The 24,215-nt window shown below is 63.9% G+C and carries 28 protein-coding genes; 6 read left to right on the top strand and 22 right to left on the bottom strand.

Features of this window, described 5'->3' with window-relative positions; translation table 11 throughout:
- From U5K31_12715 to U5K31_12730, 4 genes are all read right to left on the bottom strand, one after another.
- Positions 1-165 carry a hypothetical protein gene (locus tag U5K31_12715; GenBank protein ID MDZ7773582.1) on the bottom strand — a complete coding sequence of 55 codons (165 nt, stop codon included), beginning with the start codon at positions 163-165 and terminating at the stop codon, positions 1-3.
- On the bottom strand, positions 155-1,420 hold the full coding sequence (locus U5K31_12720) for an FtsX-like permease family protein (GenBank protein MDZ7773583.1): 1,266 nt from the start codon (positions 1,418-1,420) through the stop codon (positions 155-157). Before U5K31_12720 ends, U5K31_12715 begins: the two co-directional genes overlap by 11 nt.
- Positions 1,421-1,799: 379 nt before the next feature.
- Complete coding sequence (locus U5K31_12725; protein ID MDZ7773584.1) at positions 1,800-2,159, bottom strand: ATP-binding cassette domain-containing protein; 360 nt, start codon at positions 2,157-2,159, stop codon at positions 1,800-1,802.
- Between the two features lie 7 nt (positions 2,160-2,166).
- Positions 2,167-2,484 carry an ATP-binding cassette domain-containing protein gene (locus tag U5K31_12730; protein MDZ7773585.1) on the bottom strand — a complete coding sequence of 106 codons (318 nt, stop codon included), beginning with the start codon at positions 2,482-2,484 and terminating at the stop codon, positions 2,167-2,169.
- 417 nt (positions 2,485-2,901) lie between these two features.
- Here U5K31_12730 and U5K31_12735 point away from each other — a divergent pair, with 417 nt between their 5' ends.
- Positions 2,902-3,510, top strand: a complete 609-nt coding sequence (locus U5K31_12735; protein MDZ7773586.1) for a GDSL-type esterase/lipase family protein — start codon at positions 2,902-2,904, stop codon at positions 3,508-3,510.
- 277 nt (positions 3,511-3,787) lie between these two features.
- The gene (locus tag U5K31_12740; GenBank protein ID MDZ7773587.1) at positions 3,788-4,501 is read left to right on the top strand and encodes a hypothetical protein; all 714 of its coding nucleotides are present in this window, start codon (positions 3,788-3,790) and stop codon (positions 4,499-4,501) included.
- Positions 4,502-5,005: 504 nt separating this feature from the next.
- Here U5K31_12740 and U5K31_12745 read toward each other — a convergent pair.
- From U5K31_12745 to U5K31_12800, 12 genes are all read right to left on the bottom strand, one after another.
- Entirely contained in the window at positions 5,006-5,179 is a 174-nt protein-coding gene (locus tag U5K31_12745) for a hypothetical protein (GenBank protein MDZ7773588.1), read from the bottom strand.
- A gap of 46 nt (positions 5,180-5,225) precedes the next feature.
- Complete coding sequence (locus tag U5K31_12750; GenBank protein MDZ7773589.1) at positions 5,226-5,729, bottom strand: pyridoxal-phosphate dependent enzyme; 504 nt, start codon at positions 5,727-5,729, stop codon at positions 5,226-5,228.
- 24 nt (positions 5,730-5,753) lie between these two features.
- Positions 5,754-6,185, bottom strand: a complete 432-nt coding sequence (locus U5K31_12755; GenBank protein MDZ7773590.1) for a hypothetical protein — start codon at positions 6,183-6,185, stop codon at positions 5,754-5,756.
- Between the two features lie 244 nt (positions 6,186-6,429).
- Complete coding sequence (locus U5K31_12760; GenBank protein MDZ7773591.1) at positions 6,430-6,606, bottom strand: hypothetical protein; 177 nt, start codon at positions 6,604-6,606, stop codon at positions 6,430-6,432.
- 195 nt (positions 6,607-6,801) lie between these two features.
- Positions 6,802-7,083, bottom strand: a complete 282-nt coding sequence (locus U5K31_12765; GenBank protein ID MDZ7773592.1) for a hypothetical protein — start codon at positions 7,081-7,083, stop codon at positions 6,802-6,804.
- Between the two features lie 353 nt (positions 7,084-7,436).
- Positions 7,437-7,898 carry a hypothetical protein gene (locus tag U5K31_12770; protein ID MDZ7773593.1) on the bottom strand — a complete coding sequence of 154 codons (462 nt, stop codon included), beginning with the start codon at positions 7,896-7,898 and terminating at the stop codon, positions 7,437-7,439.
- Complete coding sequence (locus U5K31_12775; protein MDZ7773594.1) at positions 7,837-8,817, bottom strand: DUF5916 domain-containing protein; 981 nt, start codon at positions 8,815-8,817, stop codon at positions 7,837-7,839. The genes U5K31_12770 and U5K31_12775 overlap by 62 nt, the downstream gene beginning before the upstream one ends.
- Position 8,818: 1 nt before the next feature.
- Entirely contained in the window at positions 8,819-9,004 is a 186-nt protein-coding gene (locus U5K31_12780; GenBank protein MDZ7773595.1) for a hypothetical protein, read from the bottom strand.
- 571 nt (positions 9,005-9,575) lie between these two features.
- Entirely contained in the window at positions 9,576-10,109 is a 534-nt protein-coding gene (locus U5K31_12785; GenBank protein ID MDZ7773596.1) for a hypothetical protein, read from the bottom strand.
- Between the two features lie 668 nt (positions 10,110-10,777).
- Positions 10,778-10,963 carry a hypothetical protein gene (locus tag U5K31_12790; protein MDZ7773597.1) on the bottom strand — a complete coding sequence of 62 codons (186 nt, stop codon included), beginning with the start codon at positions 10,961-10,963 and terminating at the stop codon, positions 10,778-10,780.
- Between the two features lie 140 nt (positions 10,964-11,103).
- The gene (locus U5K31_12795) at positions 11,104-11,595 is read right to left on the bottom strand and encodes a hypothetical protein (GenBank protein ID MDZ7773598.1); all 492 of its coding nucleotides are present in this window, start codon (positions 11,593-11,595) and stop codon (positions 11,104-11,106) included.
- Positions 11,596-11,899: 304 nt separating this feature from the next.
- The gene (locus U5K31_12800) at positions 11,900-12,490 is read right to left on the bottom strand and encodes an RNA polymerase sigma factor (GenBank protein MDZ7773599.1); all 591 of its coding nucleotides are present in this window, start codon (positions 12,488-12,490) and stop codon (positions 11,900-11,902) included.
- A gap of 160 nt (positions 12,491-12,650) precedes the next feature.
- Here U5K31_12800 and U5K31_12805 point away from each other — a divergent pair, with 160 nt between their 5' ends.
- Genes U5K31_12805 through U5K31_12820 form a run of 4 tightly spaced genes read left to right on the top strand, consistent with a single transcriptional unit; the run spans position 12,651 to position 18,987 of the window.
- Complete coding sequence (locus U5K31_12805; protein ID MDZ7773600.1) at positions 12,651-13,829, top strand: DUF4856 domain-containing protein; 1,179 nt, start codon at positions 12,651-12,653, stop codon at positions 13,827-13,829.
- 49 nt (positions 13,830-13,878) lie between these two features.
- Positions 13,879-15,006 (top strand): imelysin family protein, encoded by a 1,128-nt coding sequence (locus U5K31_12810; GenBank protein MDZ7773601.1) that lies wholly within the window; start codon positions 13,879-13,881, stop codon positions 15,004-15,006.
- A gap of 1 nt (position 15,007) precedes the next feature.
- Positions 15,008-16,498 carry an HTTM domain-containing protein gene (locus U5K31_12815; GenBank protein ID MDZ7773602.1) on the top strand — a complete coding sequence of 497 codons (1,491 nt, stop codon included), beginning with the start codon at positions 15,008-15,010 and terminating at the stop codon, positions 16,496-16,498.
- A complete protein-coding gene (locus U5K31_12820) occupies positions 16,495-18,987 on the top strand; it encodes a TonB-dependent receptor (GenBank protein ID MDZ7773603.1) in 2,493 nt (830 codons plus the stop codon). Before U5K31_12815 ends, U5K31_12820 begins: the two co-directional genes overlap by 4 nt.
- A 79-nt stretch (positions 18,988-19,066) precedes the next feature.
- Here U5K31_12820 and U5K31_12825 read toward each other — a convergent pair whose 3' ends face one another.
- The 6 genes from U5K31_12825 to U5K31_12850 form a co-directional block, all read right to left on the bottom strand.
- Positions 19,067-20,398: a hypothetical protein gene (locus U5K31_12825; protein ID MDZ7773604.1), complete on the bottom strand. Its 1,332-nt coding sequence runs from the start codon at positions 20,396-20,398 to the stop codon at positions 19,067-19,069.
- Positions 20,399-20,445: 47 nt separating this feature from the next.
- Positions 20,446-20,910, bottom strand: a complete 465-nt coding sequence (locus U5K31_12830) for a hypothetical protein (GenBank protein ID MDZ7773605.1) — start codon at positions 20,908-20,910, stop codon at positions 20,446-20,448.
- A gap of 16 nt (positions 20,911-20,926) precedes the next feature.
- Complete coding sequence (locus U5K31_12835) at positions 20,927-21,202, bottom strand: Smr/MutS family protein (protein MDZ7773606.1); 276 nt, start codon at positions 21,200-21,202, stop codon at positions 20,927-20,929.
- Positions 21,174-22,400, bottom strand: a complete 1,227-nt coding sequence (locus U5K31_12840; GenBank protein MDZ7773607.1) for an amidohydrolase family protein — start codon at positions 22,398-22,400, stop codon at positions 21,174-21,176. The genes U5K31_12835 and U5K31_12840 overlap by 29 nt, the downstream gene beginning before the upstream one ends.
- A gap of 39 nt (positions 22,401-22,439) precedes the next feature.
- Positions 22,440-23,735: an amidohydrolase family protein gene (locus U5K31_12845; GenBank protein MDZ7773608.1), complete on the bottom strand. Its 1,296-nt coding sequence runs from the start codon at positions 23,733-23,735 to the stop codon at positions 22,440-22,442.
- Positions 23,736-23,813: 78 nt separating this feature from the next.
- Positions 23,814-24,140, bottom strand: a complete 327-nt coding sequence (locus tag U5K31_12850; protein MDZ7773609.1) for a Dabb family protein — start codon at positions 24,138-24,140, stop codon at positions 23,814-23,816.
- Positions 24,141-24,215: the final 75 nt, after the last annotated feature.

Below are 24,215 nucleotides of genomic sequence, written 5' to 3' on the forward strand. Positions count from 1 at the left end.
TCACCCCGGTCGGTCGGTGTCGCCTGCACCGATCGGCCGGCGCTGCCCCCGCAGGTGGGAGATGCGCATGTGTGACCATGGGCACATTCTGAATGATTCGGCCCCCGCCGCCGCGATGATCTCGCTGACGCGGTCGTTCTGGTCGGACTGAATATCAAAAAGCACCAGGTCGGGGCGTCCTCGCGGGAGGCGAATTCCAGCTCGCCCATGAGCATGTCCTGGCTGAAGTAGAGGGTGCTGACCATGCAGCATGCCGAGTCCCAGCGAGAGCATGAGCGCCAGCCGAGGTCTGGTCGTTGGGACGGTAGAGGTTGGCCAGTCCCTGTTGCGCCAGACATAGGGCCAGCAGGAGGGGAAGCGGCGCTTCACCGGCCGCATACGAGCAGCCGGCGCCACGCCGCAGAGGCAGTCCAAAGCGCCAACCAGGATGCCCAGCGCTGGGAGATGCCCTCCGACCCTCACAGCTTTGGGTCGGCGGCGTTGCGTCGGCCGGTAGACGGTGAGTGCGACGACGGCGTGCATACGGACCCGTCAGCGGGTGCGCCGGAGCAGGCGAGGTGATGAAGATCCCTTCGAGAGTGCCAGCAGGGCGTACAGGGGGGAGGCCTTGCGGAGGGCGAGCAGGGGGCAGCAGGGCGAAGACCAGGGCCACGCCCGTGCCCGTCAGCAGGCCCAGTCCAATGGCCAGCCAGGAAATAGCGCAGAATGACACTCTACCGGCAGGAAGGTGCTGAAGAGGCCGGGCAGCATATACTGCAGGGCCGATGCCGATGAGCGCGCCTGCCAGTGCGCCCAGGAAACCGAGCACCAGGGCCTGGATGAGGAAGATGCCGGTGACCTGCCGGCCGGAGGCGCCGAAGCAGCGCAGCACCGAGGCGGTGTTGATTTTGCGGGTGATGTAGACGTGGATGGAGCTGGCAACCCCTATGCCGCCCAGCAGCAGGGCGATGAAGCCCACCAGGTTGAGAAACGTACCCAGGTTGTCCACCGCCTCGCCCAATTCCTGCTGGCGCTCCTCCACCGTGTCGTAGCCCAGGTCGTATTCGGGCTCCTGGGCTTCGGTGAAGCGGTCGTGGCCTCCTCGATCTGTTCGAAGTCGCGCTCCTCGTCGAACCGGAAGTACGGTATTGTCGTCGATGCGGCTGCCGCGCTGGACCAGGTTGGTGGAGTCCAGCCAGGCCTTGGGTATGAATATGCGCGGGCCGACCATGGAGATGGCAAGATCCTGCCGGGGATCTTGAGCAGGGAGCCTGCCGATCTCGAAGGTGACCTGTCCGATTTTCACCGAATCGCCCGGCTGCAGCCCGAACTGGGTCATCAGGGTGTGGTCCACCAGCGCGCGCCTGCCCGCCTGGTAGGTGCGGGCGGCGGAGGCGGGCTGGGTCTCCAGCTCCCCGTAGAAGGGAAAGCCGCCCTCCACGGCGTGGATGTCCGACAGCCGCGTGCCCTTGCCGGGGAAAGAGGGCCATGGAGGGGAAGTCCACCACCGTCGACTGCTCCCCGCCGAGGGAGTCGAAGAAGGCCTGCTGTTCGGGCGTGAAGGGGTCCTCGGAGTCGATCTGCAGGTCAGCCCCCAGCAGCTCTTTGGCCTGGCGGTCAATGGTGTCAGCGTTGAGGCTGTCTCGGAAGGAGGTGATGGCCACCTGGGCGGCCACGCCGATGACGATGGCCGAGATGTAGACCAGACAGCCGCTTTTTGTTGGAGCGGCGTCCCGCCACGCCATTTTCCATGTCCAGGTGCTGAACATAGGGCTAGCGGCTCTTGGCGTCGGTTCCGACGGCAGCTTGCCGCCGTCTGCTCATCGCTGTCCCGGATGGCGCCGCTGCTGAAGGCGGATCGCCCGCTGGCACTTGCGGGCCAGTTCCAGGTCGTGGGTGACCAGCACCAGGGTGGTGCCGGAGGCCCGGTTCAGCTCAAACATGAGGTCTTCGATGGTGCCGCCGGTCTCGGCATCCAGGTTGCCCGTGGGCTCGTCGGCGAAGAGGATGCGCGGCCGGTTGATGAAGGCACGGGCGATGGCCACGCGTTGCTGCTCCCCGCCCGAAAGCTGGGTGGGATAGTGACTGGTGCGTTCTCCCAGGCCCACCTGCTCCAGCAGGTCGAGGGCGTGGTCGCGCACCCTTCCGGTAGCCTCGCCCCGCAATTCCAGCGGCACCATGACGTTTTCAAGGGCGGTGAAGCGTGGGCACCAGCTGAAAGGTCTGGAAGATGAAGCCCACGTGTTCGTTACGGACCCTGGCGCGCTGGTCCTCGTCCAGCGCGCCCAGCCGCACCCCGTTGAGCACCACCTCGCCCGCGGAGGGGCGGTCCAGTCCGGCGCAGAGCCCGAGCAGGGTGGTTTTGCCGCTGCCCGAGGGACCCACGATGGCGCAGGTGGTGCCCTCCTCCACGGAGAAATCGACGTGGTCGAGCACGGTGAGCTCGCGGTCGCCGCTTCTGAATTGCTGGGTAAGATTCGTAACTTCCAGTATGGCCTTGTCCATGGTCTCCAGCCGGGTTGAAATGCTGGTTGAAGGTGCTGGGTTGAATAGCAAGGTGCGAATAACGTTCCGTTGCCAGCCGGCAAATCGTTCCGCCGTACTGCAGCCTCCCGACCGGAACGCGGCAGGCGCGCCGCCTGGAGTTTTGGGCTGCCGGGGACGGCGCGGATTTCCAGCGCGGGACCGTTCGGCCTCCTACGAATATAAACGGCAAAAGATGAGTCTTCCGTTAATGCATGTTAAACCTTATGTCCTGGCGCTCCTGCTCCTGCTGGCAGGCGTGGCCGGCGCGGCCGTGGCACAGGGCGGGGAGGGGGCGTGGAGGCGGAGGGCGCGCCCAGACCGAATCCATGCGCATCCTCTTCGGCGACGGCATCACGGGCCGGATTCGGGTCGGCGAGGAGAGGCCTTCCCGCGCTGGTGCGCCGGCGCATCGATTCGCTGGGCTGGAACTTGCCGGTCGTCAACGGGGGACTGAGCGGGGAGACCTCGGCCGGGGGACTCCGCCGCATCGACTGGATGCTGCGCCGGCACGTGGACCTCTTCGTGCTGGAGCTGGGGGGCAACGACGGGCTGCGCGGCATCGACCTGGCCTCCACGCGGCAGAATCTGCAGCAGATCATCGACAAGGTGCGAAACGCCTACCCGGAGGCGCGTATCGTGATCGCCGGCATGCAGGTGCCGCCCAACCTGGGACCCGGACTACACCGGGCGTTTCGAGTCGATGTATCCCGAGCTGGCCCGGCGGAACGACGCCACGCTCATTCCCTTGCTGGATGGAGGGTGTCGGCGGCTACGAGGAATTCCATGCAGAACGACGGCATTCACCCAACGCGCGGGGCCATGAAAAGATGGCCGAGACCGTCTGGGAGGCCATCCGGCCCATCCTGCAGGAGATGCGCGCCTCCTGAGATCTTGGATCCGCCGGCAGCGGCTTTGATTTTAATACCGCTGTTCCGTACATTTCAACCGTTCTGCAACCCAATACAACGAGCCATGTTCCAACGTTACAATTCCGCCTGTTCCTGACTTTGCTGCTCGCAGCCCTGCTGACCTTCGCCGGCTGGCAGGCGGGCGTACGCCCAGGCCCCCTCGCAGCCGCCTGCCGCGCAGCTTGACTACCAGCCGCGCATTCTGCTGGTGACCGCACATCCCGACGACGACGCCATCTACGCCGCTACAGTCTTCAAGACCACCACCTGCTGGACGGGGTGGTGGACCTGGCGCTGATGACCAATGGCGAGGGGGCTACCGCTACTCCACCCTGGGCAACTACATCTACGGCAAGGAGCTGGACAAGGAGGAGGTGGGACGCGCCTGGCTGCCCAATATCCGCAAGCAGGAACTGATGGCCGGGGGTGAAATCGTGGGCATGCGCAAGTATTTCTTCTTCGAACAGCTGGACCGCCGGTACTCCCTCGACCCCGCGGTGCCCATGGAGGAGTGGGATGCCGACTATATCGTCTCGACCCTGCGGGAAACCATCCGCCAGGAGGGCTACGACTTTGTCTTCACCATGATGCCATGCCCCGGCACCCACGCCACCACAAGGCCTCGGCCATCCTGGCGCTTCGCGCCGTTGAGGGGATGGCGCCGGAGGAGCGTCCCCTGGTGCTTGCCACCAGCATGGCCGGCGCGGACGAGGAACCTCCTCCTTCGAGGTGCTGGAGGACTATCCGCTGACGCGGCTGGACCGCTCGGTACGCCCTTTGTCTTTGACCGGACGCAGACCTTCGGCCACGAAACACAGCTCGACTACAAGATCATTGCCAACTGGGTCATCGCCGAACACAAGTCCCAGGGCACCATGCAGCAGCTCATGAACCGGGGGAACCTGGAGCGCTACTGGTACTACGAGCTCAACGCGCCGGAAGGCGAGCCGAAGGTGCGCCGCTTCTTCGAGGCGGTCGACGCGGCCGACATCTACGCCCGCGACGATTCCACCGCCGGCATCCGGTGGCTGAGATGCGGGCACCCTACTCCCCGCCGATGGCGTAGCGGATGGAGATGGAGCTGCTGACCGTCACGGTCTGCGAAAATTCCATCAGGTCGCCCGAGTCAATCGCCATCTCGCTCATCATCATGCCGCGTTCCGAAGGAAAGCAGCTCCCCCGTAGCTGATCTCGAGGATGTCACCCAGCTCGACCCCCGCTTCCCGGGCGATGAGAGCAGCCTTCCGCCGGGCTTCCTGCGATGGCCTGGGACAGGGCCTGCGTCCGAGCCGAATCGGCCCGGGTGGAGGAGAAGTTCCCGCTGAACTGATCGCAGCCTCGCCTCTGATGAGTCCCAGTCGGATACGCTCAGCTGATCGTCGAAATCTTCGAGGGTAAAGAGATACTTGCTGGGCTGGTCCGCACCGGGAGGCTGCCCCGGCCGTACGGCGGGTCTACGTTCACGGAGCTGATGGAGACGGGCCGGTGACCGGATGCGGTCATCCCGCGATTCCGTACTTTCAGCAGCTCCACCAGGGCGCGTCTCCCGTTTCCTTGTAGAAGCTCGTAGCGCCTGCTGGGGCGAACTTCCCTCAGCGTTCACCTGAATGCTCGAATTGTACGAGGTTCCGCGGCACCTGCACCTCTCCAGTGGCGTTGACCTGGATGGTGGCGGCGGGCTGCCGGGATTCCTGGGCCTGAAGTGAGAGGGTCAGCAGGAGAGGAAGAGCGTGGTCAAGAAGAGAAGCGCGCATGGTCTTACGCACGGTTGATTGGGGTTGCTTGTTGAACGGGAATATCGCCCGAAAAGTATCACCCGCAAAGCACCTTTTTCAGCTTCTCGGCTGCAATATTGGCCCCGCAGATCACCACTGCGGTGGTCCGGCCGGCGAAGCGCTCCGGCTCGCGCAGCAGGGCGGCCACAGCCACCGCGGCCGACCCCTCCACCAGCTTGTGGTGGCGGGAAATCATCCCGCGGATGCCCTCCTCGATCTCATTTTCAGGCACCAGGATGAATTGGTCTACGTAGTTCCGGCAATAGTCGAATGTAATGGCATTGCGTTCGAAGCCGCCGGCCGAGCCGTCGGAAAGGGTGGGGCGGGTCTCCACGTCACGGTATTCTCCCGCCCGCACCGAAGCGGACATTTCGGGGGAGTTTTCCGGCTGGGCGCCGAGGATGCGCACCTCAGGGTCGCGGTCCCGTGCGTGACAGGCCAGTGCCGAGATGAGTCCGCCTCCCCCGACCGTGGCCAGGATCGGTCGTCGGGGCGGGTCCCTGCTCCCAGATTTCGGCCGCAATGGTACCCTGCCCGGCAACCACCTGCAGGTCGTTGTAGGGGCTCACGTAGACCCATCCCTTTCTCTTCGGCCAGCTGACGATGTCGCCTTCGGCTCAGTAGGGGTCCTCGGCATAGATGCTCCAGCTCTGGCGCCCAGGAGGAGATGCCGCCTCCGCCTTCGATTCGTCGGCCCCGTGGGGAGGAAGACCTTGCCCTGCATGTCCAGCAGGTGCAGCGCGCGGGCGAATCCCTGCCCGTGGTTGCCGGTGGAGGCGGTTACCGGCAGGGCCTCGATGCCCTGCTCGCGCAGCCAGAGCAGCTTGTTGAGGGCGCGCGGGCCTCGAAAGAGCCGGTGTGCTGTTCGCTCTCCAGCTTCAGCCAGACCTCCGCCCCCGACGGCCCCGCTCAGCCAGCGGGAGTGCACAAGGGGCGTGCGGAGCACCTTGCCGCGGAGGCGGCGGTGGGCGTCGGATATTTCCCGGAGAAGAGGCATAGGGGCGCCATCGCTGGATTTGGGTGTCTGTTGCAGGGCTTTCCTGCGGAATATAGGCAAATTTACGGGAGGCGTAAGGGCAGGGCACTGGGCTCTGCGCGGTAGATGGGGGCAATAAAGAAGGGGCACGGGAACCGTAGACCAATTTCCCCGTGCCCCGGCCCGGGTAGAGGATCCAACCCGGAAAAGGCGACCCTGCCGGCCTTAGTGGAAGGCTCCCGACAGATGATGGTTACGAGGCCGATCAGGAGCCGAACCAGTAGCTCATTTCGACAAGAAATACGTTGGTGGGCAGCGTGTCGCCGAGCCCGTCCAGGTCGCGCCGAGCCGCAGGGCTCCCTCTCGCCCGGAAGGAGGAGCGGTCCTGCTGCCGACGCAGGAAGAAGGTGGATCCGGGCCGGTACTCCCAACGGAAGACCACGTTGGTCTGTACGGAGCGGAAGCTGAAGTCCTGCTTGGGAAGGAGAAAGCCGCCGCCGGTCCCTCGCCGTCGGGGTCCACTCGGTAACCTCCCTCTTCGGAGGCGATGGTGCCCTTGTCACGGCCGTAGATATCGAATTTAAAGGCGTCCGGCGTGCGGAACTCCTTGAAGTTGTAGTAGTCCCCGCTGTTCAGGTCAGGGACGCACAGCCTGAAGGGACAAGTCGGGCGTGAAGGTCCAGTCCACGCGCAGGCCCATGGAGAGCCGGCGCTGGTGGATGTCGGCCATGACGTAGCGACGCCCGAAGGTGTTGGTGGCCAGCTCGTCGCTTACGGCGGTCACGTACTGGTCGGTGTCCGTCTGCACGTTGTAATTGGGACTCAGCATGAGCTGGATGTAGGAGGTGGGGCGGACGGTAATATTTGCGAATAGGTCGCGCTCCTTTCGCCGGTCGGATTGCCGAACGCAGGTGCCCAAGCGACAGGGACACGGCCCGCGAACTGTTGGTGGAGATCACACCGCTGGCGTACCGGTTTTCCGGAGTGGCTGCCAGGGGGCCGCCGCGAAGCAGGCGGTCGTTCATGCGCGAGGCGTTGTAGCCCGCGTTGAAGTTGAACCTCCAGAGGTTGTGGAACTGGAAGCTGCTGATGAGGTTGTAGCTGTGGGAGATTTGGTCACCCCGAACTCCACCCATGCACGGTATAGGTGCCTACGTTGAAGGAGCGGAAGAGGGGACCGGGGTCGTTCTGCAGGTACATGGGCGAGTTCACAAGGGCGTGGTAGTCGGAGACAATTCGGGAAGCCCAAATCGTTGGCCTCGTAGCCCGGAGTCACCACGGAGTGGTTGACCGACGCCCGCCAGTGGGGTCCCCCGAAAAGGCCGAAGGAGACCTCGGAGGCAAATCCGCCCAGTTGGGTACGGTTGGGATCCACCGACAGGTAATCGGCGTCCACGCGGTCGTAGTAGCGGGCGCTGCTGCGCTGGGTGCGCTGCAGGGCCCGGGGCTACCGTCGACCAGGGTGCCCGAGAGCACGCCGCTTACGCTCCATTTCCGATTCTGCCAGCTGTGTTCAAAATCGACGCCACCCACGTAGGCGTTCTGATGGAGAAAGTTGTCGAGGTAATCCGCGCCGGTGAAGCGGTTCACCGCGCTGAGGTATCCCCCGGCGATGGTGTTCCCCCCGTTGAAGTCCTGCTTGACGCGTCCCACAAAGTAATTGGTGGGGGGTTCAACGGCCAGAGAGGCCTCCCGGCCGTCCCCGCCGATATAGTCGGCCTCGCGCAGGGTCAAGGCGTTCCGGCGCCGCCAGGGAGAATCCCCCGTCGGTCTTGCCGCTGAATTTTGCGGCGCTGGCGATGGTGGTCTGGTCGGGAATGTCGCGGTAGCTGCTGGCGATGCCCGCCATGCCTGGCGAGCCCTGGGGACGCCGCCCTATGCGGCGCGAATAGAAGACCTGCGGGTTGCCGTAGCGCCCGTGGGTACGGGTCTGCCCGAACTGGAAGATGTCGGTTCCCTCCAGGAAGAAGGGGCGCTGTTCGGGATAGAAGGTCTCGAAGGCGCTCAGGTTGATCACGGCCGGGTCGGCCTCCACCTGTCCAAAATCGGGATTTACCGTGGCCGTCAGGTTGAAGTCGGGCGTCAGGCCGTATTTTACGTCGGCACCCAGTCCGCCCATGAAGCTGTTGGAATGGTAAAAGGGGTTGGCGGCCTCGCCCGGCGCGCGGGTGAGGCTGGCCGAGCTGTAGGGGGTGATCTCCAGGTTGGCGGGTTTATCGAGCTGCTCGACGCCCTGCAGATGACCGTACTGCGAAACCAGGCCGGACCGGTCCTGGGGCGTGGGCGACCAGAACGAAACCTCCTCCTTGCGGGCCAGGCGCCGCATGAAGTTGATGCCCCAGTGCTGCACTTCAGTGCTCGAATGGGAACGGAGCTGGGAGAGGGGAATGCGCATCTCCACGGTCCATCGGTGTTCGGCTATGTGTGTTTTGGCCTCCCATACGGCATCCCATCGCAGGTTCTCTTCGGAGTCGTTGTAGGTCAGCAGATCCCGACGGACGCCGCGGGGATTCACGCCGAAGGTGAAGCTGGTTCGGTCGTCGTTGTAACTGTCGATATTTACGAAAATCCAGTCGCTGTAGGCCGTGCCGTCCGGCGAAGAGGGTGGCCGCCACCGAGTCCATGGCGCTGTCGTAAACCTTTCGGCTCGCACGTCAGAGGGCGTTGTCGGTATAAACCGCTCGCACCTCGGTGCGCTCGGTGGCGGGAGCTCCGTCGTCGGGCCTGCGCTGGGTAAAGCCGCTGGCAGCGGGAACGGTGGACCAGAAGGCTTCGTCCAGCATGCCGTCCAGTTGAAGCAGGTCGGTATTTTCAAGTCTGAACGCCCTGAGCGTCGGCAAAGGGGGATCCCCGGCGGGAACCTCGATTCGGGCCTGTTTTGTCGCCTCAGCAGGATGCTGCGGGCGGAAGATCCACATCAGGGCGTGATGCAGAGCAGGATGAAGGTCAAAAGATAGTGGCGGTAGTTCTGATTCAGCAGGGATCTCCGGTTTTTTGGTTCAGGGTTCAGACCGGAAGAGCAACCCCGCCCTCAAGTATGATATGCGGGCTGTACGAAGGCCCGCTGGAGACGGTTTCGGTCGAGGGAGTCGGTCCCGGAGACGGCTCCGGCCGTTGTCCCTGCAGGATAGACGAGCCTGCGCCCGATTATTACAGGGGGCTGCTACTGCCGCCGGATGTAGATGTCTCCAGCGCATGGAGCGGAACTGGTATTCAGGGCCCACCGCCGTTGATGGCGCCGTTGATGCAGTGGTTGACCCGATACCTATGCAGGTGCCCGAGCCGCCGGAGCGGTCAACGCCGCTGCTGCGGTCCAGGTCCATGTCGAAGTCGGTGTAGATCTCGCCCCACTCCGAGCGCATGCGCGCGTTCGTTTGCACACCGGGGGAAGGTCGTCGTCGATGTCGCCGTTCAGGTTGGTAAAAGACATGGGCTTGCCTTCGGCCACGCTGCGGAAGGTGGCGCTGATGTCGCCGTTGACCGTGTTGGCCACCACGGAGCCGCCCACGTTGACCAGGGTGATTTTCCCGTTGACATTGCTGATCTCCATCTCGCCGCTGACGTTTTCCACGCGGATTTCCCGCCGTTCGCCGTGGAGAGATGGAGGGCGAAGTTTCGGGGAACGCTGACGCGGAAGTCCACCGAGCGCATGGGGGAGACGCCGCCGACGTGCACCTCGTTGTCATCCTCGGTGACCTCGAAGCCGATGCCGCTGCCGCTTCTGCGGCGCAGGCCCTGTCGGGTCACCTCCTGCTGGCCGGAGGAGGCGTCTTCGCCGCCGTAGTTGATCAGCACCTCATCCCCGTCGTAGCCCGTGACGGTGATGCTGCCGCGCACCACGCCCAGTTCAAGGCTGCCGGGCTGCCCGGGGTTGGAGAGGGGGATGGCGATCTGCCGGTCTTCGGAGCTCTGCTGTGCGCGGGCCTCCTGGAGGCCGGCGACCAAGAAGCAGGATGACGAATAGGAGAGGAGTAAGAAATTTGGACGTTTTCGTTTACAGTATGGTTTTGTGGTTTAAATCTTTCGGATGTAGACGTCGCCGTTGAGCACCTCGAAGCGGAAGACGGGATCCACCGTCTCCTATACGCGCCGGGCTGTTCCGGTCCACCCGGTAGCGCGTTGGTGCGGCCGCTGGTGCGGGAGGACGTTGCGTCCACCGAGCCTGCAGGCGCGTGATATTTTCGAAGTCGGTGTAGAGGTCGCCGCGAAGGCTCTTGAAGTGGATATCGCGCGTCCAGTGCCATCGGGGTAATACACTTCAATGCGTCCGTTGCAGGGTCTGGTATTCGGAATCCTCGGAGGGACTTTGGCGGTACCGCGCGGTGATGTCGCCGCCGTTCAGGGTGCGCGCGTGGGTGGTTCCGGTCGAGGTCTTCCAGCTCCAGGTCGCCGTTCAGGTTGCCCGCCTTCACGGTGCCCCGTGTGCCGGAGACCTTGAGGTCGCCGCGATTCATGGTGCTGGCGTCCACATGCGTGGCGCGGGGCACCTCGACGGTGAAATCGTACGAGAAATTCGTAGTCGTCGTGGTGGGAGTCGCGGTCCACCCGGTAGTTGAGAAGAGCCGTTGCCCCGCTTGCCGAAGTTCAATGAAGGGAGCGTCCAGGTCAGCGGCTTAAGCGGTCCCCTTCCTCTTCCACGACCAGCTCCATCTCGTCCACAGGCCGGGCATGGTCTGGGAGGCGCTGCGCGCGAAGGTGCGCCGGGCGGTGATGCGCACCTCCTGACCGTCATAACCGGTCACCTCCACCGAACCGTTGATGTTGCGCAGGTCAGAGGGTGTTGGCGGCGCCGGCGGCATGGCAAATCGGGCGCTGCGGGTAAGGGTTTCCTCGGAGGTCTGCTGCCGCGGCGGCCGGTTGCCAGGCGGCAGCGACCGGCAGGATACAGGCTGTGGCGGTGATAAGACCGAAGATATTTCATAGGGCGTTACCTTCTAGCTTAGATCTGGTGATGGTGTCCTGAATTTTGCTGCGCAGGGTGGCGTCCATATCCTCCTGCCGGAGCCGCTCGCGCAGCTCCTCGATGGCGCCCTCCTCCTGCAGCACCAGCATGGCGTCGGCCAGGGCGAGCCTGCCGCCGGGGCGAGTCCTGTCGCGCGATGGAGGCTCCCAGGGCGCTGCGAACGCCGGGGTCGGAGGCGCGCATGAGCAGGGCGTCCACCGCGGCGATGCGCACGTTGACGTTGGGGTCGCGGTTGAGCGTACGGATAAGGGCCTCCCTGACGCGGGGTTCGGGCTCGTTCAGCTCGGAGCTGATGTTGACGGCCTTGAGCCGCTCGGTGGCCGAGCCGTTGTCGATAAGGTTTAGCATCATCACCTGGCGCATCTGCGCCACCTCGCTCTGCAGGCGCTGCAGCTCGCCGGGGCCGTCCCGGAAGGGAGTGGTCCAGACTTCCGGCCAGCAGGCCGGCCAGGAAGATCGCGGCGGCAAGTCCCATGCGCAGGGGCGATAGCCGGGAGCGGAGGGCGCCGGCCCAGCGCCGCAGCCTTTCGACCGGCGAAGGCTGCATGCGGGCCTTCTCTTGGGCCAGCATGGCGTAGAAGCGGTCGCCCATCCTGGCGGATGGCTCTCCGCCAGGCAGGCGCTCGAGGTCGCCCGAGATCCTTTCAAGTTCCTTCAGGTCGAGGATGTCGATGGCGCCCTCGTCCAGCAGCTGCTGCAGGCGCTTTTTCTCCCCGGGGTCGAGGTCGCCTTGCAGCCAGGGATAGCACCAGGGGTATGTGTTCGGAATCGATCATGGGTGTTCCTCGTTGTTGAGCTGTGCTACGATTTCCCTGAGTTCGCCCAGGGCGCGGAAGATGCGGACTTTCACGGCGCTTTCGCTGCAGTCCATGATCTCCGCGATCTCCCGGTACCTGAAGCCCTGGTAGCGGCTGAGCACCAGCGTTTCCCTTTCAGGGGATCGAGACGTCCAAGCGCCTCCTTCAGCAGTCGGAGCCGCCGGTCGTGGCCGGGACCCGTCCCGATGTAGTCGGGATGCCCGTCGGGCGGGGGGAGGTCCCCGCTCAGGGTATCCGGGTCCACGAAATCGTCCTCCTCGCCGACCCGGCCGCTGCTCTTCCGGTAGTGGTCGATGTGCAGGTTGCGCGCGATCTGGAAGATCCAGGTCGCAAGAAAAGGCCCCCTCGTCGGAGTAGGTGTGGCGGTATGTGATAATCCGCTCAAACACCCCCTGCACCAGGTCCTCGCTCAGGTCGCGACGCGAGGTCAGCCGGTAGAAGAAGCCGAAAAGACGCCGGTTATAGCGCTCGAACAGCAATCCCAGTTTATCGAGATCGCCGCTTTTCACCTGCAGCATCAATGCATTGTCGGAATGTCGGTCCAAGGCCGGCGGCTGATTTTCGGTTTCTTCAGTCCAGGTACGCCGAAGAGCGGCTTAGAGGTTACAGCGGGAGGGAGGAGAAAAAGATCCTGTCCACTATTTAAATTTAGTCTAAATAGTCTTAGTATTGGGCCTGCACAATTTGAAACGCCATAAAATAACCATGAGACTGTCAAAATTCCTCTCCACAACCTCCTTTTTCACCTGCCTTCTCGTCAGCTTTGCCTTTGTCTCCTGCGATGTCCTGAGTTCGGGAGACGATAACCTTCAACCCCCCGACACCTATGAGTTTACCCGCGACGGCGCCTCTTCGGTGGCCTACCCCGGGCAGACCGACCGGCTGAACATGCTCGGGGAAATGGACGCCTACCTGGGAAGGGGCGACGACGGGCAGACGCTCTCCGAGCAGGTCCTTCTCGATATGTACACCAACGCCGGGGGTGACGGCGGGGGAAACTTCTCTTTCACCTCCGACCGGCAACTGGCCAACAAGACCTTCGCGCCTGACCGTGATGAGCAGTTATTCGAGAACCTCTTTGCCGATGCGGCCGCCGCCAGCCAGAACGGGGCCAACGGCGTCACCGCCTCCGACGGCACGGCCGGCCTGCTGGTACGTGAAAACAGCGGGAATACCATCCTGGTGGACGAGAAGGGCCGTGAATTCGGCCAGCTCATTGAGAAAGGCCTGATGGGCGCCGTATTCTACAACCAGATCTTCAACGTCTACCTGACCGACGCCCGCATTGGTCCCGATGTGGAGAACGAGGATCTGGCCGAAGGAGCCAACTATACGCCCAAGGAACACCACTTTGACGAAGCCTTCGGCTACTGGGGCGTCCCGGTCGATTTCCAATCGGACTGGCCGGAGGACAGGGAAGATGAGCCCCGCTTCTGGGGACACTACTCCGACGTGGTGGATAACGTACGCGACGGGATGCTGGGGACCAACAGCACCATCATGGACGCCTTTATCAGGGGACGCACCGCCATCGTGAACAAGGATGAGGCAGCCCTTGACGAGCAGGTGGACATCCTCTACGAACAGCTGGAGCTGGTGGCCGCCGCAACCGCCGTGCACTACATCAACGACACCCTCGGACACCTGTCCGCCGGGAATACGGGCGAGGCCTTTCATACGCTTTCCGAGGCCTGGGCCTTCGTGAACGCCCTTAAATACAGTCCCCGCCGCGCCATTACCGTCGACCAGATCGAAACCATACAAAACAGCCGTTTCGGCCAGAACGGCAACTTCTGGAAGGTCACGGCCGACGGGCTCAACCAGGCCAAATCCACCCTTCTGAACGTCTATCCCGACCTTGAGCCGGTACAGGACGAGCTCTGAGTTGCCCTCCGAATCGCAACAGAATATTCAACGCTCCATGTTCAACACCATGCACCGACTGAAACACTTCGCCTTGCCGCTTCTGCTGCTCCTCGCCTTTGCCGTGCTGCCCGCCGGCTGTGACCTGGCGGGTTCCGGCGAATCGGAATCCGATTTCGACCGTGCGGCCATGCTGCGCAATTACGGTGAGAACCTGGCGCTGCCCGCCTTTGAGGCGCTGAAAACGGAAGCGGACGAGCTGCAGGCCGCCGCGGCCGCCTTCTCCGGGGAACAGAACGCCTCCAGCCTGGCGGACCTCAGGGAGGAGCTGAAACACGCCCGCCTGGCCTGGCAGCATGCCAGCCTCTACAGCTTCGGTCCCGCGGAAATGCGCCTGTTGCGCCCCTCGCTCAACACCTATCCCGTGGACACCGCCCAGGTGGAGGAGAACATCGCCTCGGGCGAATACGATCTGGGAGCGGTGGGCCAGCGCGACGCCGCCGGTTTCCCCGCCATGGGTTACATGCTGTACGGCCTGGAGGAAGATGACGCCGCCCTGCTCGAGCGGTACCGCGCCGGGAATGGGGGAGAGGAGGCGCTGCAGTACCTGTCGGACCTCGCCAACCAAATCCAATCGCTCGCCGGGGCCACCCTGGCGGACTGGCAGGGCTCCGGCGGCGACTACCTCGGCACCTTCCTCAGCGAGGAACGGGCGGGCACCGACAAGGGAAGTTCGTTGGGCATGATGTTCAACGCCTATGTCCTCCATTTCGAGCGCTTCCTTCGCAGCGGTAAGATCGGCATCCCGTCCGGCGTGCTCAGCGCCGGCGTGCCTCGCCCGCGGGCGACCGAGGCCTATTACGGGGGCTATTCCGCGGAGCTGGCTCTCGCCAACCTCCGGGCGGTGCGGCGCTTCTTCAGGGGCGAGGACACCGAAGGCATCGACGGGCCCGGCCTCCGCGACAACCTGCAGGCGGCGGGGGCGGACGAGCTGGCCTCCGAAATAGAAGCGAAGATGCAGGAGGCCGAAAACGCACTGCAGGGGGTGTCCGATCCGCTCAGCGCCCAGATCGAAAACGATAACGAACCGGTGCTCGACGCCTTCACCCGGCTCCAGGATGTGGTGTCCCTGGTAAAGGCGGACATGGCGTCGGTGCTGGGCGTCACCATCACCTACCAGGACAATGACGGTGACTGAGATGTCTTCCATCATGAGCGGCACCGGGATGCGCTCGCGGGCGAAGGCCCTCAGGGAGAGGGCCGGCCGGTTTTTCCTGAAGCCGGTCTCCATTGCGCCCCTGGTGGTTTTCCGCGTGCTTTTCGGAGCGCTGATGCTGGCCGGCACCCTTCGTTTCGCCTGGAAAGGCTGGATCCGGGACCTGTACATCACGCCGGAATATTTCTTCCGCTACTACGGTTTCGAGTGGCTGCCGGTTCCCGGTGATCCGGCCATCTACGGGCTGTTCCTGCTGATGGGACTGTCCGCTCTCGGGATCATGCTCGGATACCGCTACCGGTGGTCCGCCCTCCTCTTCTTTCTCAGTTTCACCTGGGTGGAACTGATCGACAAGACCAACTACCTGAACCACTACTATTTCGTCAGCCTGGTCAGTTTTCTGCTGATCCTGGTGCCGGCCCACCGGAGCTTTTCCCTGGACGTGCGTCGCCGCCCCTCGCTGAAAAGGGCATCGGTTCCCGCCTGGTGCGTCCATATCTTCAAGCTCCAGCTGGGAATCGTCTATGTTCACGCCGGCCTGGCCAAACTGAACGCCGACTGGCTGATGGAGGCGCTGCCCCTGAAGTTGTGGCTTCCGGCCCGCGCGCACCTCCCTCTCATCGGCGGATGGCTGGACGAGACCGTTACAGCCTACCTGTTCAGCTGGGGAGGGGCCCTGTACGACCTGTCCATCCCCTTTCTCCTGCTCTATGGCCGCACACGCGCCTTCGCCTACGCGGCCGTCGTGCTCTTTCACGGCATGACCGCCCTGCTCTTCCAGATCGGCATGTTCCCCTATATCATGACCGGCTGCACGCTGATCTTTTTCTCCCCGGCCTTTCATGAACGACTGCTGGGCGTGATGCGCGCGGCAGGGCGGAAGCTGGCGTTCCGGCGCGGGGGAGGGGGGAAGGCGGCACGCTCCCTTTCGGGCGCTGGCTTCTCCCGCGACCCGGTCGAAGGGAGCGCAGGGGTACGCACCACGCTGCGGGGCGGCTTGCTTCATGCCGCCCTGGTGATCTTTTTCATGCTCCAACTGTTGGTTCCCCACCGCCACCTGCTCTACCCGGGCAACGTGTTCTGGAACGAGGAGGGCTACCGCTTTTCCTGGAGGGTGATGCTGATGGAGAAGGCCGGCCATGCCGTCTTTCACGTGAGGGACCCGGATACTGGGCGGGAGTGGCAGGTGTCCAATTATGAGTTCCTCACGCCCAACCAGGAAAAAATGATGGCCACCCAGCCGGACATGATCCTGCAGTTCGCCCACTACCTGGAAGACCATTACCGTTCGGAGGGGTACGGTGACGTGGCCGTCAGCGTGGAGGCGCGGGTGACGCTCAACGGCCGCAGAAGCAGTCTGCTGGTGGATCCCGGGGTCGACCTGACCGAAAAGGAGAGGGGCCTCGCCCACAAGGAGTGGATCCTGCCCTATCCCCGAAACGCACAAAGCTGGATGGGAGGGAGGAAGCAATGATAAACCCGGGCAAAACGGCCGCCGCACTCCTCCTCCTGCTGGGATGCTGCCATAGCCTGGCCGCCCAGCATGCCACCCTCAGCGGGCAGGTCTCCGGCCCGGAGGGGGAACAGCTGGCCGGGGCCACCCTCTACCTGGGAGCGGCGGGCGACAGCACCGTCATTTTCGAGGGCGGCCTGCGCGTGGCCGGGGCGCGGAGGGCCACCACGGACGCGGAGGGGCGGTACGCTTTTGAAAAGCTGGAACCGGGGAGCTACCGCCTGGTGATCTACTATCCGGGCATGGAGATCGTCAGGGACTCCCTCCGCATGCCGGGCCGGGATCTGCGGCGGGATTTCAGGCTGGAGATGATCCAGGGCACCCTGGGCGGGATCACCGTGGGAGACCGCCGGCAGCAGGCCTTCGGCCTGGAAAGGCTTCGTTCGGTGGAGGGGACCGCCATCTACGAGGCCAAAAAGAACGAGGTGGTGGTCATGGAGGACCTGGCGGCCAACCTGGCGACCAACAACAACCGCCAGGTATTTGCGCGTGTGGCCGGTCTTAATATCTGGCAGAGCGACGACGCGGGCGTGCAGACCAGCATCGGGGCGAGGGGACTCAGTCCGAAGCGGAATTCCCATTTCAACACGCGTCAGAACGGCTACGACATCGCCGCCGACGCCCTGGGCTATCCCGAAAGCTACTACACGCCTCCCACACGGGCCCTGGAGAGCATCGAGGTGGTGCGCGGCGCGGCCTCGCTGCAGTACGGCACCCAGTTCGGGGGCATGCTCAACTATGTATTCAAGGACGGCCCGCCGGACGACCCCTTCCGGCTGCGCTCCATCCAGACGATCGGCTCCCACGGCCTGCTGAACACCTTCAACAGCGTGGGGGGGACGGCTGGAGCATTCAACTACTACGGTTTCTACCAGTACAAGACCAGCGAGGGATGGCGGCCCAATTCGGGACTGGACCAGCATGTGGCCTACGGTTCGGTGGCGTACCGGCCCAACGCGCGCCTGACGGTCCGTCCCGAATTCACCCGCATGTATTACCTGGCGCAGCAGCCCGGGGGACTGACGGACACCCAGTTCGAGCGGGACCCGCGGCAGTCGAACAGGGAGCGCAACTGGTTCCGGGTAAACTGGAACCTGATGGCGCTGAAGGCGGACTACCGGTTTTCCGGGAACACCCGGCTGAACACCCGCTTCTTCGGCCTGCTGGCCGGCCGCGACGCGGTGGGCAACCTGAAACGAATCGACCGGCTGGACCTGGGTGGGAACCGCGACCTGCTGAAAGACGACTACGCCAACTGGGGAAATGAGACCAGGCTGATACACCGCTACGATTTCCTGGACGGCATTTCGGTTTTCCTGGCCGGCAGCCGGATCTACAACGGCTTCACCCACCGCCGCCAGGGAGAGGGGAGCGACGGTGCGGGACCCGATTTCCGCTACCGGAACCCCGGCAACCTGACGGGCTCTGATTTTGACCTGCCCAGCCGCAACCGCGCGCTCTTCGCCGAAAATATTTTCAACCTCACCTCCCGGCTCAGCCTGACCCCGGGGGTGCGCTTCGAATACATACGCACCGAGGCGGAGGGCTATTACCGGAATATTGTGAAGGACCTGGCGGGCAACGTGATCCTGGACGAGCGCATCGAGGAGCAGCGGCGGCGGGAACGCTCCTTCCTGTTTTACGGACTGGGAATCTCCTACCGTTTTGACGAGAGCACGGAACTTTATGCTAACTACTCCCAGAATTACCGGGCGATCAACTTCAACGACATACGGGTGGACATCGGCAGCCTGGAGGTCGACCCGGACCTGAGGGATGAGCGGGGATTCAACGCGGACCTGGGCCTGCGCGGCAGCCATGAGAACATCTTCCAGTACGACCTCACCCTTTTCTACCTCTCCTACGAAGACCGGATCGGGACGGTGCTCAGAACCGAGCCCAATCCCCGCTTCAACAACCTGGTGGACCGTACCTTCCGCTACCGGACCAATGTGGCGGACGCCGCCATTTTCGGACTGGAATCGTACGCGGAAGCCGATCTCTGGAAGCTGGCCGCCGGCTTATCCTCCTCCACGCGGCTCTCTCTCTTTCTGAATCTGGCCCTCCTGGAATCCGGCTACAGGAATTCCCGGGTGCCCGGCGTGGAGGGCAAGGAGGTGGAACATGTGCCGCCGGTCAACCTGAAGGCCGGCCTGACCTTCCGGCGGGGGGAATTCCAGGCCAGCCTGCAGTACTCCTACACAGCCAAACAGTATTCGGATGCCACCAACGCCCGGCGCACGCCCTCGGCCATAGAGGGCATCATCCCGGCCTACTACGTCATGGATTTCTCGGCCGAATACCGGCTGGGACGCTTTCTGCTGGAGGGGGGAGTGAACAATCTTACCGGACACTCATACTTCACCCGCCGGGCGACCGGCTACCCGGGTCCGGGCATCATCCCCGCCAAGGGACGCACCGCCTACCTCAGCCTGGGCGTCACCCTCTAACCCGACTCCCCGACTCCCCGACTTTCCGACTCCCCGACTTCCCGACTTCCGACTTATTAGACTTTAAGACTTAAAAGACTTATTCCGTCGGCAGGCCTTCCATCTCCATTATGGTGAGGGCGTTGGTGGTAGGGCAGGGGCCGGGCTTGAGTTTGTATTCGAAGCTCATGCGTCCGTCGCGGATGGTCTCCTCGAAGTGCCAGTTGGTGAGGGAGGGGATCTCCTCCTCCAGGGCGGCCAGCTCCAGGTCGTGGGTGGATACCAGTCCGATGGCGTGGCGTCCGGCGACGGTTTTCAGGAAGGCGGTGCTGCCCTGCATGCGCTCGCGGTTGTTGGTGCCCTTGTAGATCTCGTCCACCATAAAGAAGAGGGGCGGCTCGCCGGGGCGCTCCAGCTCCTCGAGCAGGCGCCTCAGGCGCTTGACTTCGGCGTAGAAGTGGGAGAGTCCCTGGTCGAGGGAGTCGGTGACGTTGATGCTGCTGAAGATGCGGAAGGGGACGGTCTCCAGACTCCGCGCGTTGACGGGTCCCCCGGCGAAGCAGAGCGCCAGGTTGATGCCCAGGGTGCGCAGGAAGGTACTCTTGCCCGACATGTTGGAGCCGGTAATCAGCAGCAGATCGCCCAGGGATCCTATTTCCACATCATTGGTGACCCTCTGCCCGGCGGGAATGAGGGGATGGCCGATGCCCTCGGCCCGGAAGGGAGGCTTGCTGTCCTTCTCCTCCAGGTCTCGGGGCAGGGCGAAGGTGTAGTCGGGATTGAGCCAGGCCAGGTTGGCCAGCGAGCAGAGCGCCTCCAGGCTGTAGAAGCGGTCCATCCAGCTTTCGAGGCGGGGACGCAGGTCTTCCTTGTAGCGTTCCAGCTTGCGGGTGAACCAGAGGTCCCAGGGCACCATGGCGTTGACGACCACCCAGCCGAGCTGGCTCTTCTGGAGGGCACCGGCCGCCGCCAGGCGGACGATGCCGCGCAGGTAGCGGGAGGGACGCTGCTCCCCGCTGCAGAAGGGGGCACAAAAGCGCTTCAGCTCCGAACCCTCCCGGTAGCGGAAGGACTCCAGGTAGCCCAGGATGGCGTGAAAGCGGCTCAGCAGCTTCTCCATCTGGTAGGACTCCTCGAAGAGCCCGCGCACCTTGCCGCTGTGAAAATTGTAGAGCAGCAGATAGGTCACAAAAGAGAGGATTACCCAGGGGGCTGCCAGTCCGGCAAGCCAGAGCGCGAGCAGCAGCCAGTTGAGTGCGGCCAGGCCACCCAGCTGGAGCAGGGCGGGTCCAAATCGCACCTCGCGCGGGTGTTCGAGATGCTCCAGGAGCTGCTGCATGTCCCAGTCGGTGTCCTCGCGACGGCTGCGGGCGCGCCGCGCGTTGAGGGCCAGCCGGTCGCGAAAATGGGGCAGTTCGCGCAGTTCCCGCACCAGGGCGGTGCGCCGGGGCAGTTCGTCCTCCGGCGGGCGGCCCGCGGTCAGCCAGCCCAGCAGCCTCTCGCTGCCCCCCGGTAGATGGTAGTGTCGGACAGGTGGTGCAGGGAGTGAAGGCCGGCCAGGTTGAGGTCCCGTGCAAAAGGATGGTCGGCATCGGGATCCGTCGCCTCGGGCGCCGGAATACCCTCCCAGTCCAGTTCCATGCGGTGCAGGTGTTTTTCGCGCAGCTCCTTCCAGATGCGTGCCTTCTCGCAGGCGTCGTCGACGGCGCGGTGGCGGAGGACCAGCGCCGCAAAGCTCCCTGCAAAGGCCAGGCAGCAGAGCACAAAGAGCCAAACCAGATCCGTGCGCGCGGCCACGTAAATAAGTCCCATTCCCCCGAGAAAGGTTAGCAGGCGCAGCGTGGAGAGGCGCTTGCTGCGCTCCTCCAGGGTCTGCACGGCCTCCGAAAGGCGGCGTACCTGGTTTTGAAGGGCCTTCTTCAGGCTGTGACGGGAATAGGACATGCGGTAATGGGGGTTCTTAGTCTTCCGGTACTTTCAGCTCAACCAGGGTGGCGCCCCAGCCGCTGCGGTCGCCCGCCAGGCTGTAATTGCGCACATGCGGGCTGCGCTCCAGCAGGGCATGTACGCCGCGGCGAAGCGCCCCTGTGCCCTTGCCGTGGATGATGCGCAGGCGGTAGATGCCGCGCTCCCGGCAGGCGTCGATGTATTCGGGGATCAGGCTTCCCAGCTCCTCCGGACGGAAGTGGTGGAGGTCCAGGCTGCCGTCAATGGGATATTCTCGGGGTTCGTCCATCGCTGACTACGGCTCCGTCCACCAACACGCGGGTGACGTGTGTGGTGTATTCGAAGGGATCGCCGTCGTAGAGCACGAGGTCGGCGTCCTTGCCGGGTGCCAGGGAGCCCACCCGGTCGGCGATGCCCAGAATCTCGGCGGCGTCGATGGTCAGGGCCCGCAGGGCGGCCTCGCGGGACAGCCCGTTGGCCGCGGCAATGGCGGCCTCGAAGAGGACGATACGCGTCTTGGGCACGTAACCCTCATAGCCGCTCTGGAAGGCGAAGGTAATGCCCGCCTCGGCAAGTTTTCCGGCGGTTTCGAAGCTGGCGTTGCGCGTAGAGCCGCCGGTGCGCACCTTGGTGGGGTGAACAAAGACGGGCACGTCCGCATCGCGGATATGGTCCATTACCAGGTAGGCCTCGGCGGCCCCGTCGAGCACCATGGGAAAGCCGAATTCCTCCTGCAGGCGCAGGGCGGTCATGATATCGTGTGCGCGCTGCGCGGTGATCATGGCGGTGACCTTGCCTTCCAGGATGTCGGCCAGCACCTCCATGGTCAGGTCGCGGGAGGGGGGATCCTCGCTGTTGCGCTGCTCCAGGTACTCCTGCGCCTTAATAAACTGCTGCCGAAGCATGGACATGGCCTTGGCGCGGGTGCCGGGCGAGCTGAAAGCCCCCGAGATGTCGGATCCCAGTGTGAAGGCCACCATGGTGATTGAGTCAACCACCGCCTCCTCTACGGTGTTGTAGGGGGTCTTGGCGATCATGGTCTGGCCGCTGGCCAGCGCACCCGGCCCGTGGCCGGTATGCACGGTGGTCACGCCCATGTCGAGGACGTACTTGACCAGGTCCTCCCTGGCGTTGTAGGCGTCCAGGGCCCGCAGCTCGGGCTGCAGAGGGGAGGAGGTCTCCAGCTGGTCCTGGTCGGCGTCTACGTTGAAGATTCCCGCCAGTCCCACCACGGTGTGGGCGTCGATGAGTCCGGGGGTGACCACTTCGGCCTCGTGGACGGTCCAGCCTGAGGGAATGTTTACGGAGGAGGCGGGTCCCACCTCCTCGATCAGGCCGTCACGGATCAGCACCACCCCGTCCTCGATGGGGTCGCCATCCATGGTGTAGAGCGTGCCGGCGCGGACGGCGGTCTGGGCCTGCAGGGCCTGTCCGCCGGCCAGCAGGACCAGCAGCGACAGGCTAATGAGTTGTTTTAAACGTTTCATGGCGTCGGAAATTGATGGTAGAGTGTGCATGGATAGGGGTCAGTGTCCGTGGGAGTAGACATGCCCGCGGAAGACGTCGTAGCCTCCCGTGGCGTAGCCGCGCTGGTCGGGGTCGGAGCGGTCGAAGCGCTTGACGCCCTCCACCCAGGTCTGCTCCACATGGGTGTAGACGCTGAGGGGATCGCCCGAAAGCACGATGAAGTCGGCGTCTTTGCCGGCTTCCAGGGTGCCGGTGCGCCGGTCGATGTCCATCATCTTCGCCCCGGCGATGGTCATGGCCTCCAGGGCTTTATCGCGGCTCATGCCGGCGCGCACGCCGAAAGCGGCCGAGCGCAGGAAGAGGCGCGAGTCGGTGATGCCGTCGTCGGTGTGGTAGGCCGTCAGCACGCCTGCGTTCTCGAGGGCGGGTCCGTTGTCGTAGGAGATATCCACCGCCTCCAGCTTTCCGCCGGGAGAGTCCAGGGTGATGATGGAAGCGGGCACACCCGCCTCGGCAATTTCGTCGGCCACCTTCCACGCCTCGCTGACGTGCTGCAGCACCAGGCGGTAGCCGAACTCCTGGGAGAGGCGGATGGCGGTGAGGATGTCGTCGTGGCGGTGGGTGTGGTTGTGCACAATACGCTCGCCGTTGAGCACCTCCAGGAGGGTCTCCATGCCCAGGTCGCGCGTGGGCATGTCCTCGGGGCTTTCGGCGGCCTCCTTCTTGCGCTTGTACTCCTGCGCCTGCAGGAAGAGCTCGCGCACCATGGCGGCCGATTTGGCCCGCGTACCCGGACCGCTGCCGCCCAGCGGATTGGTGCCGTTGGCCATTTTGAGTCCCCCGGCCACCTCGGTCATGGGATCATCCACGAAAAGCATGCCCTCAATGGTGTCCGATTTCCGAAGTTTCAGGTAGACGGTGCGCCCGCTCATCAGGTGGCCCGAACCGGGCATCACGTTCACGGAGGTGATGCCGCCGGCCAGCGCCTTGTAGAAGCTGTCGGAGTTGGGATCGATGGCGTCCAGGATGCGCACGTCGGGATGCAGGGAGGCCGAACCGTCTCCGCCGTCCCCCTCGCCGATGTGCGAATGGGTGTCGACCAGTCCGGGCATGATCACCTTGCCGCTCATGTCGTGCACCTGTGCGCCGGAGGGCACCGATACGGAGCCCTCCGCGCCCACGGCCACGATGGCGCCGTCCTGCACGACCAGGGTGCCGCTGGGGATGACCTCCCCGGCGATGGGAATGATGCGCGCGCCCTGGAAGACCTGGGCCTGCTGCTGCGAGGAGGCCTCGCCCGGGACCAAAAGGAGTCCCGTGAGCAGCGCCAGGCTGAATACGAGTAGTTTTTTCATAGTAATGCCGATTGTGTTGGCGATTGCATGTATGAACCTTCGAAGACAGTGGAGGCCGCCCGGCGTACCTGTGCCGGCCTAGGTATCCACCTTGTAGTCCACAAAATACCGCTCCTCAATGACGGAGTTGATAAAATCCACCGCCTTCTTGTGGTGGGCGTTGCGGGTGTACATGGTGTAATCCAGCTCGGTCTCAAAATCGGAGATCAGCACGACGTCAAAGGCGGTACCGGGCTCTTCGTCCTCCTCGTTTTCGGTGATGTTGATGCCCACCTCCACGTTTTTGATCTCGTCGATGGTGGTCTTCAGTCCCTCCAGGATGAGTTTCATTTTTTCCGCGTTCTTTTGCCGGGAGGCGCCTTCCGCCTCCTCCTTCAGTTTCCACATTACAACGTGCCGAATCATGCTACACTCCTGGTTTTGAGGTTCGTTTGTAGGACGTCTGGTAATCTGTCGATTGGCAGGGGATTTTGCAAGCCG

The organism is Balneolaceae bacterium (assembly GCA_034521445.1).
GTDB lineage: Bacteria > Bacteroidota > Rhodothermia > Balneolales > Balneolaceae > JAXHMM01.

What these genes read in the sequence shown, in the direction of transcription:
- U5K31_12725 (MDZ7773584.1), bottom strand. Translation starts at nt 2,159, where the DNA reads ATGGTGCCGCTGGAATTGCGGGGCGAGGCTACCGGAAGGGTGCGCGAC.
- U5K31_12730 (MDZ7773585.1), bottom strand. Translation starts at nt 2,484, where the DNA reads ATGGACAAGGCCATACTGGAAGTTACGAATCTTACCCAGCAATTCAGA.
- U5K31_12755 (MDZ7773590.1), bottom strand. Translation starts at nt 6,185, where the DNA reads ATGCCTCTTCTCCGGGAAATATCCGACGCCCACCGCCGCCTCCGCGGC.
- U5K31_12790 (MDZ7773597.1), bottom strand. Translation starts at nt 10,963, where the DNA reads ATGCCGCCGGCGCCGCCAACACCCTCTGACCTGCGCAACATCAACGGT.
- U5K31_12805 (MDZ7773600.1), top strand. Translation starts at nt 12,651, where the DNA reads ATGAGACTGTCAAAATTCCTCTCCACAACCTCCTTTTTCACCTGCCTT.
- U5K31_12810 (MDZ7773601.1), top strand. Translation starts at nt 13,879, where the DNA reads ATGCACCGACTGAAACACTTCGCCTTGCCGCTTCTGCTGCTCCTCGCC.
- U5K31_12815 (MDZ7773602.1), top strand. Translation starts at nt 15,008, where the DNA reads ATGTCTTCCATCATGAGCGGCACCGGGATGCGCTCGCGGGCGAAGGCC.
- U5K31_12820 (MDZ7773603.1), top strand. Translation starts at nt 16,495, where the DNA reads ATGATAAACCCGGGCAAAACGGCCGCCGCACTCCTCCTCCTGCTGGGA.
- U5K31_12830 (MDZ7773605.1), bottom strand. Translation starts at nt 20,910, where the DNA reads ATGTCCTATTCCCGTCACAGCCTGAAGAAGGCCCTTCAAAACCAGGTA.
- U5K31_12835 (MDZ7773606.1), bottom strand. Translation starts at nt 21,202, where the DNA reads ATGGACGAACCCCGAGAATATCCCATTGACGGCAGCCTGGACCTCCAC.
- U5K31_12840 (MDZ7773607.1), bottom strand. Translation starts at nt 22,400, where the DNA reads ATGAAACGTTTAAAACAACTCATTAGCCTGTCGCTGCTGGTCCTGCTG.
- U5K31_12845 (MDZ7773608.1), bottom strand. Translation starts at nt 23,735, where the DNA reads ATGAAAAAACTACTCGTATTCAGCCTGGCGCTGCTCACGGGACTCCTT.
- U5K31_12850 (MDZ7773609.1), bottom strand. Translation starts at nt 24,140, where the DNA reads ATGATTCGGCACGTTGTAATGTGGAAACTGAAGGAGGAGGCGGAAGGC.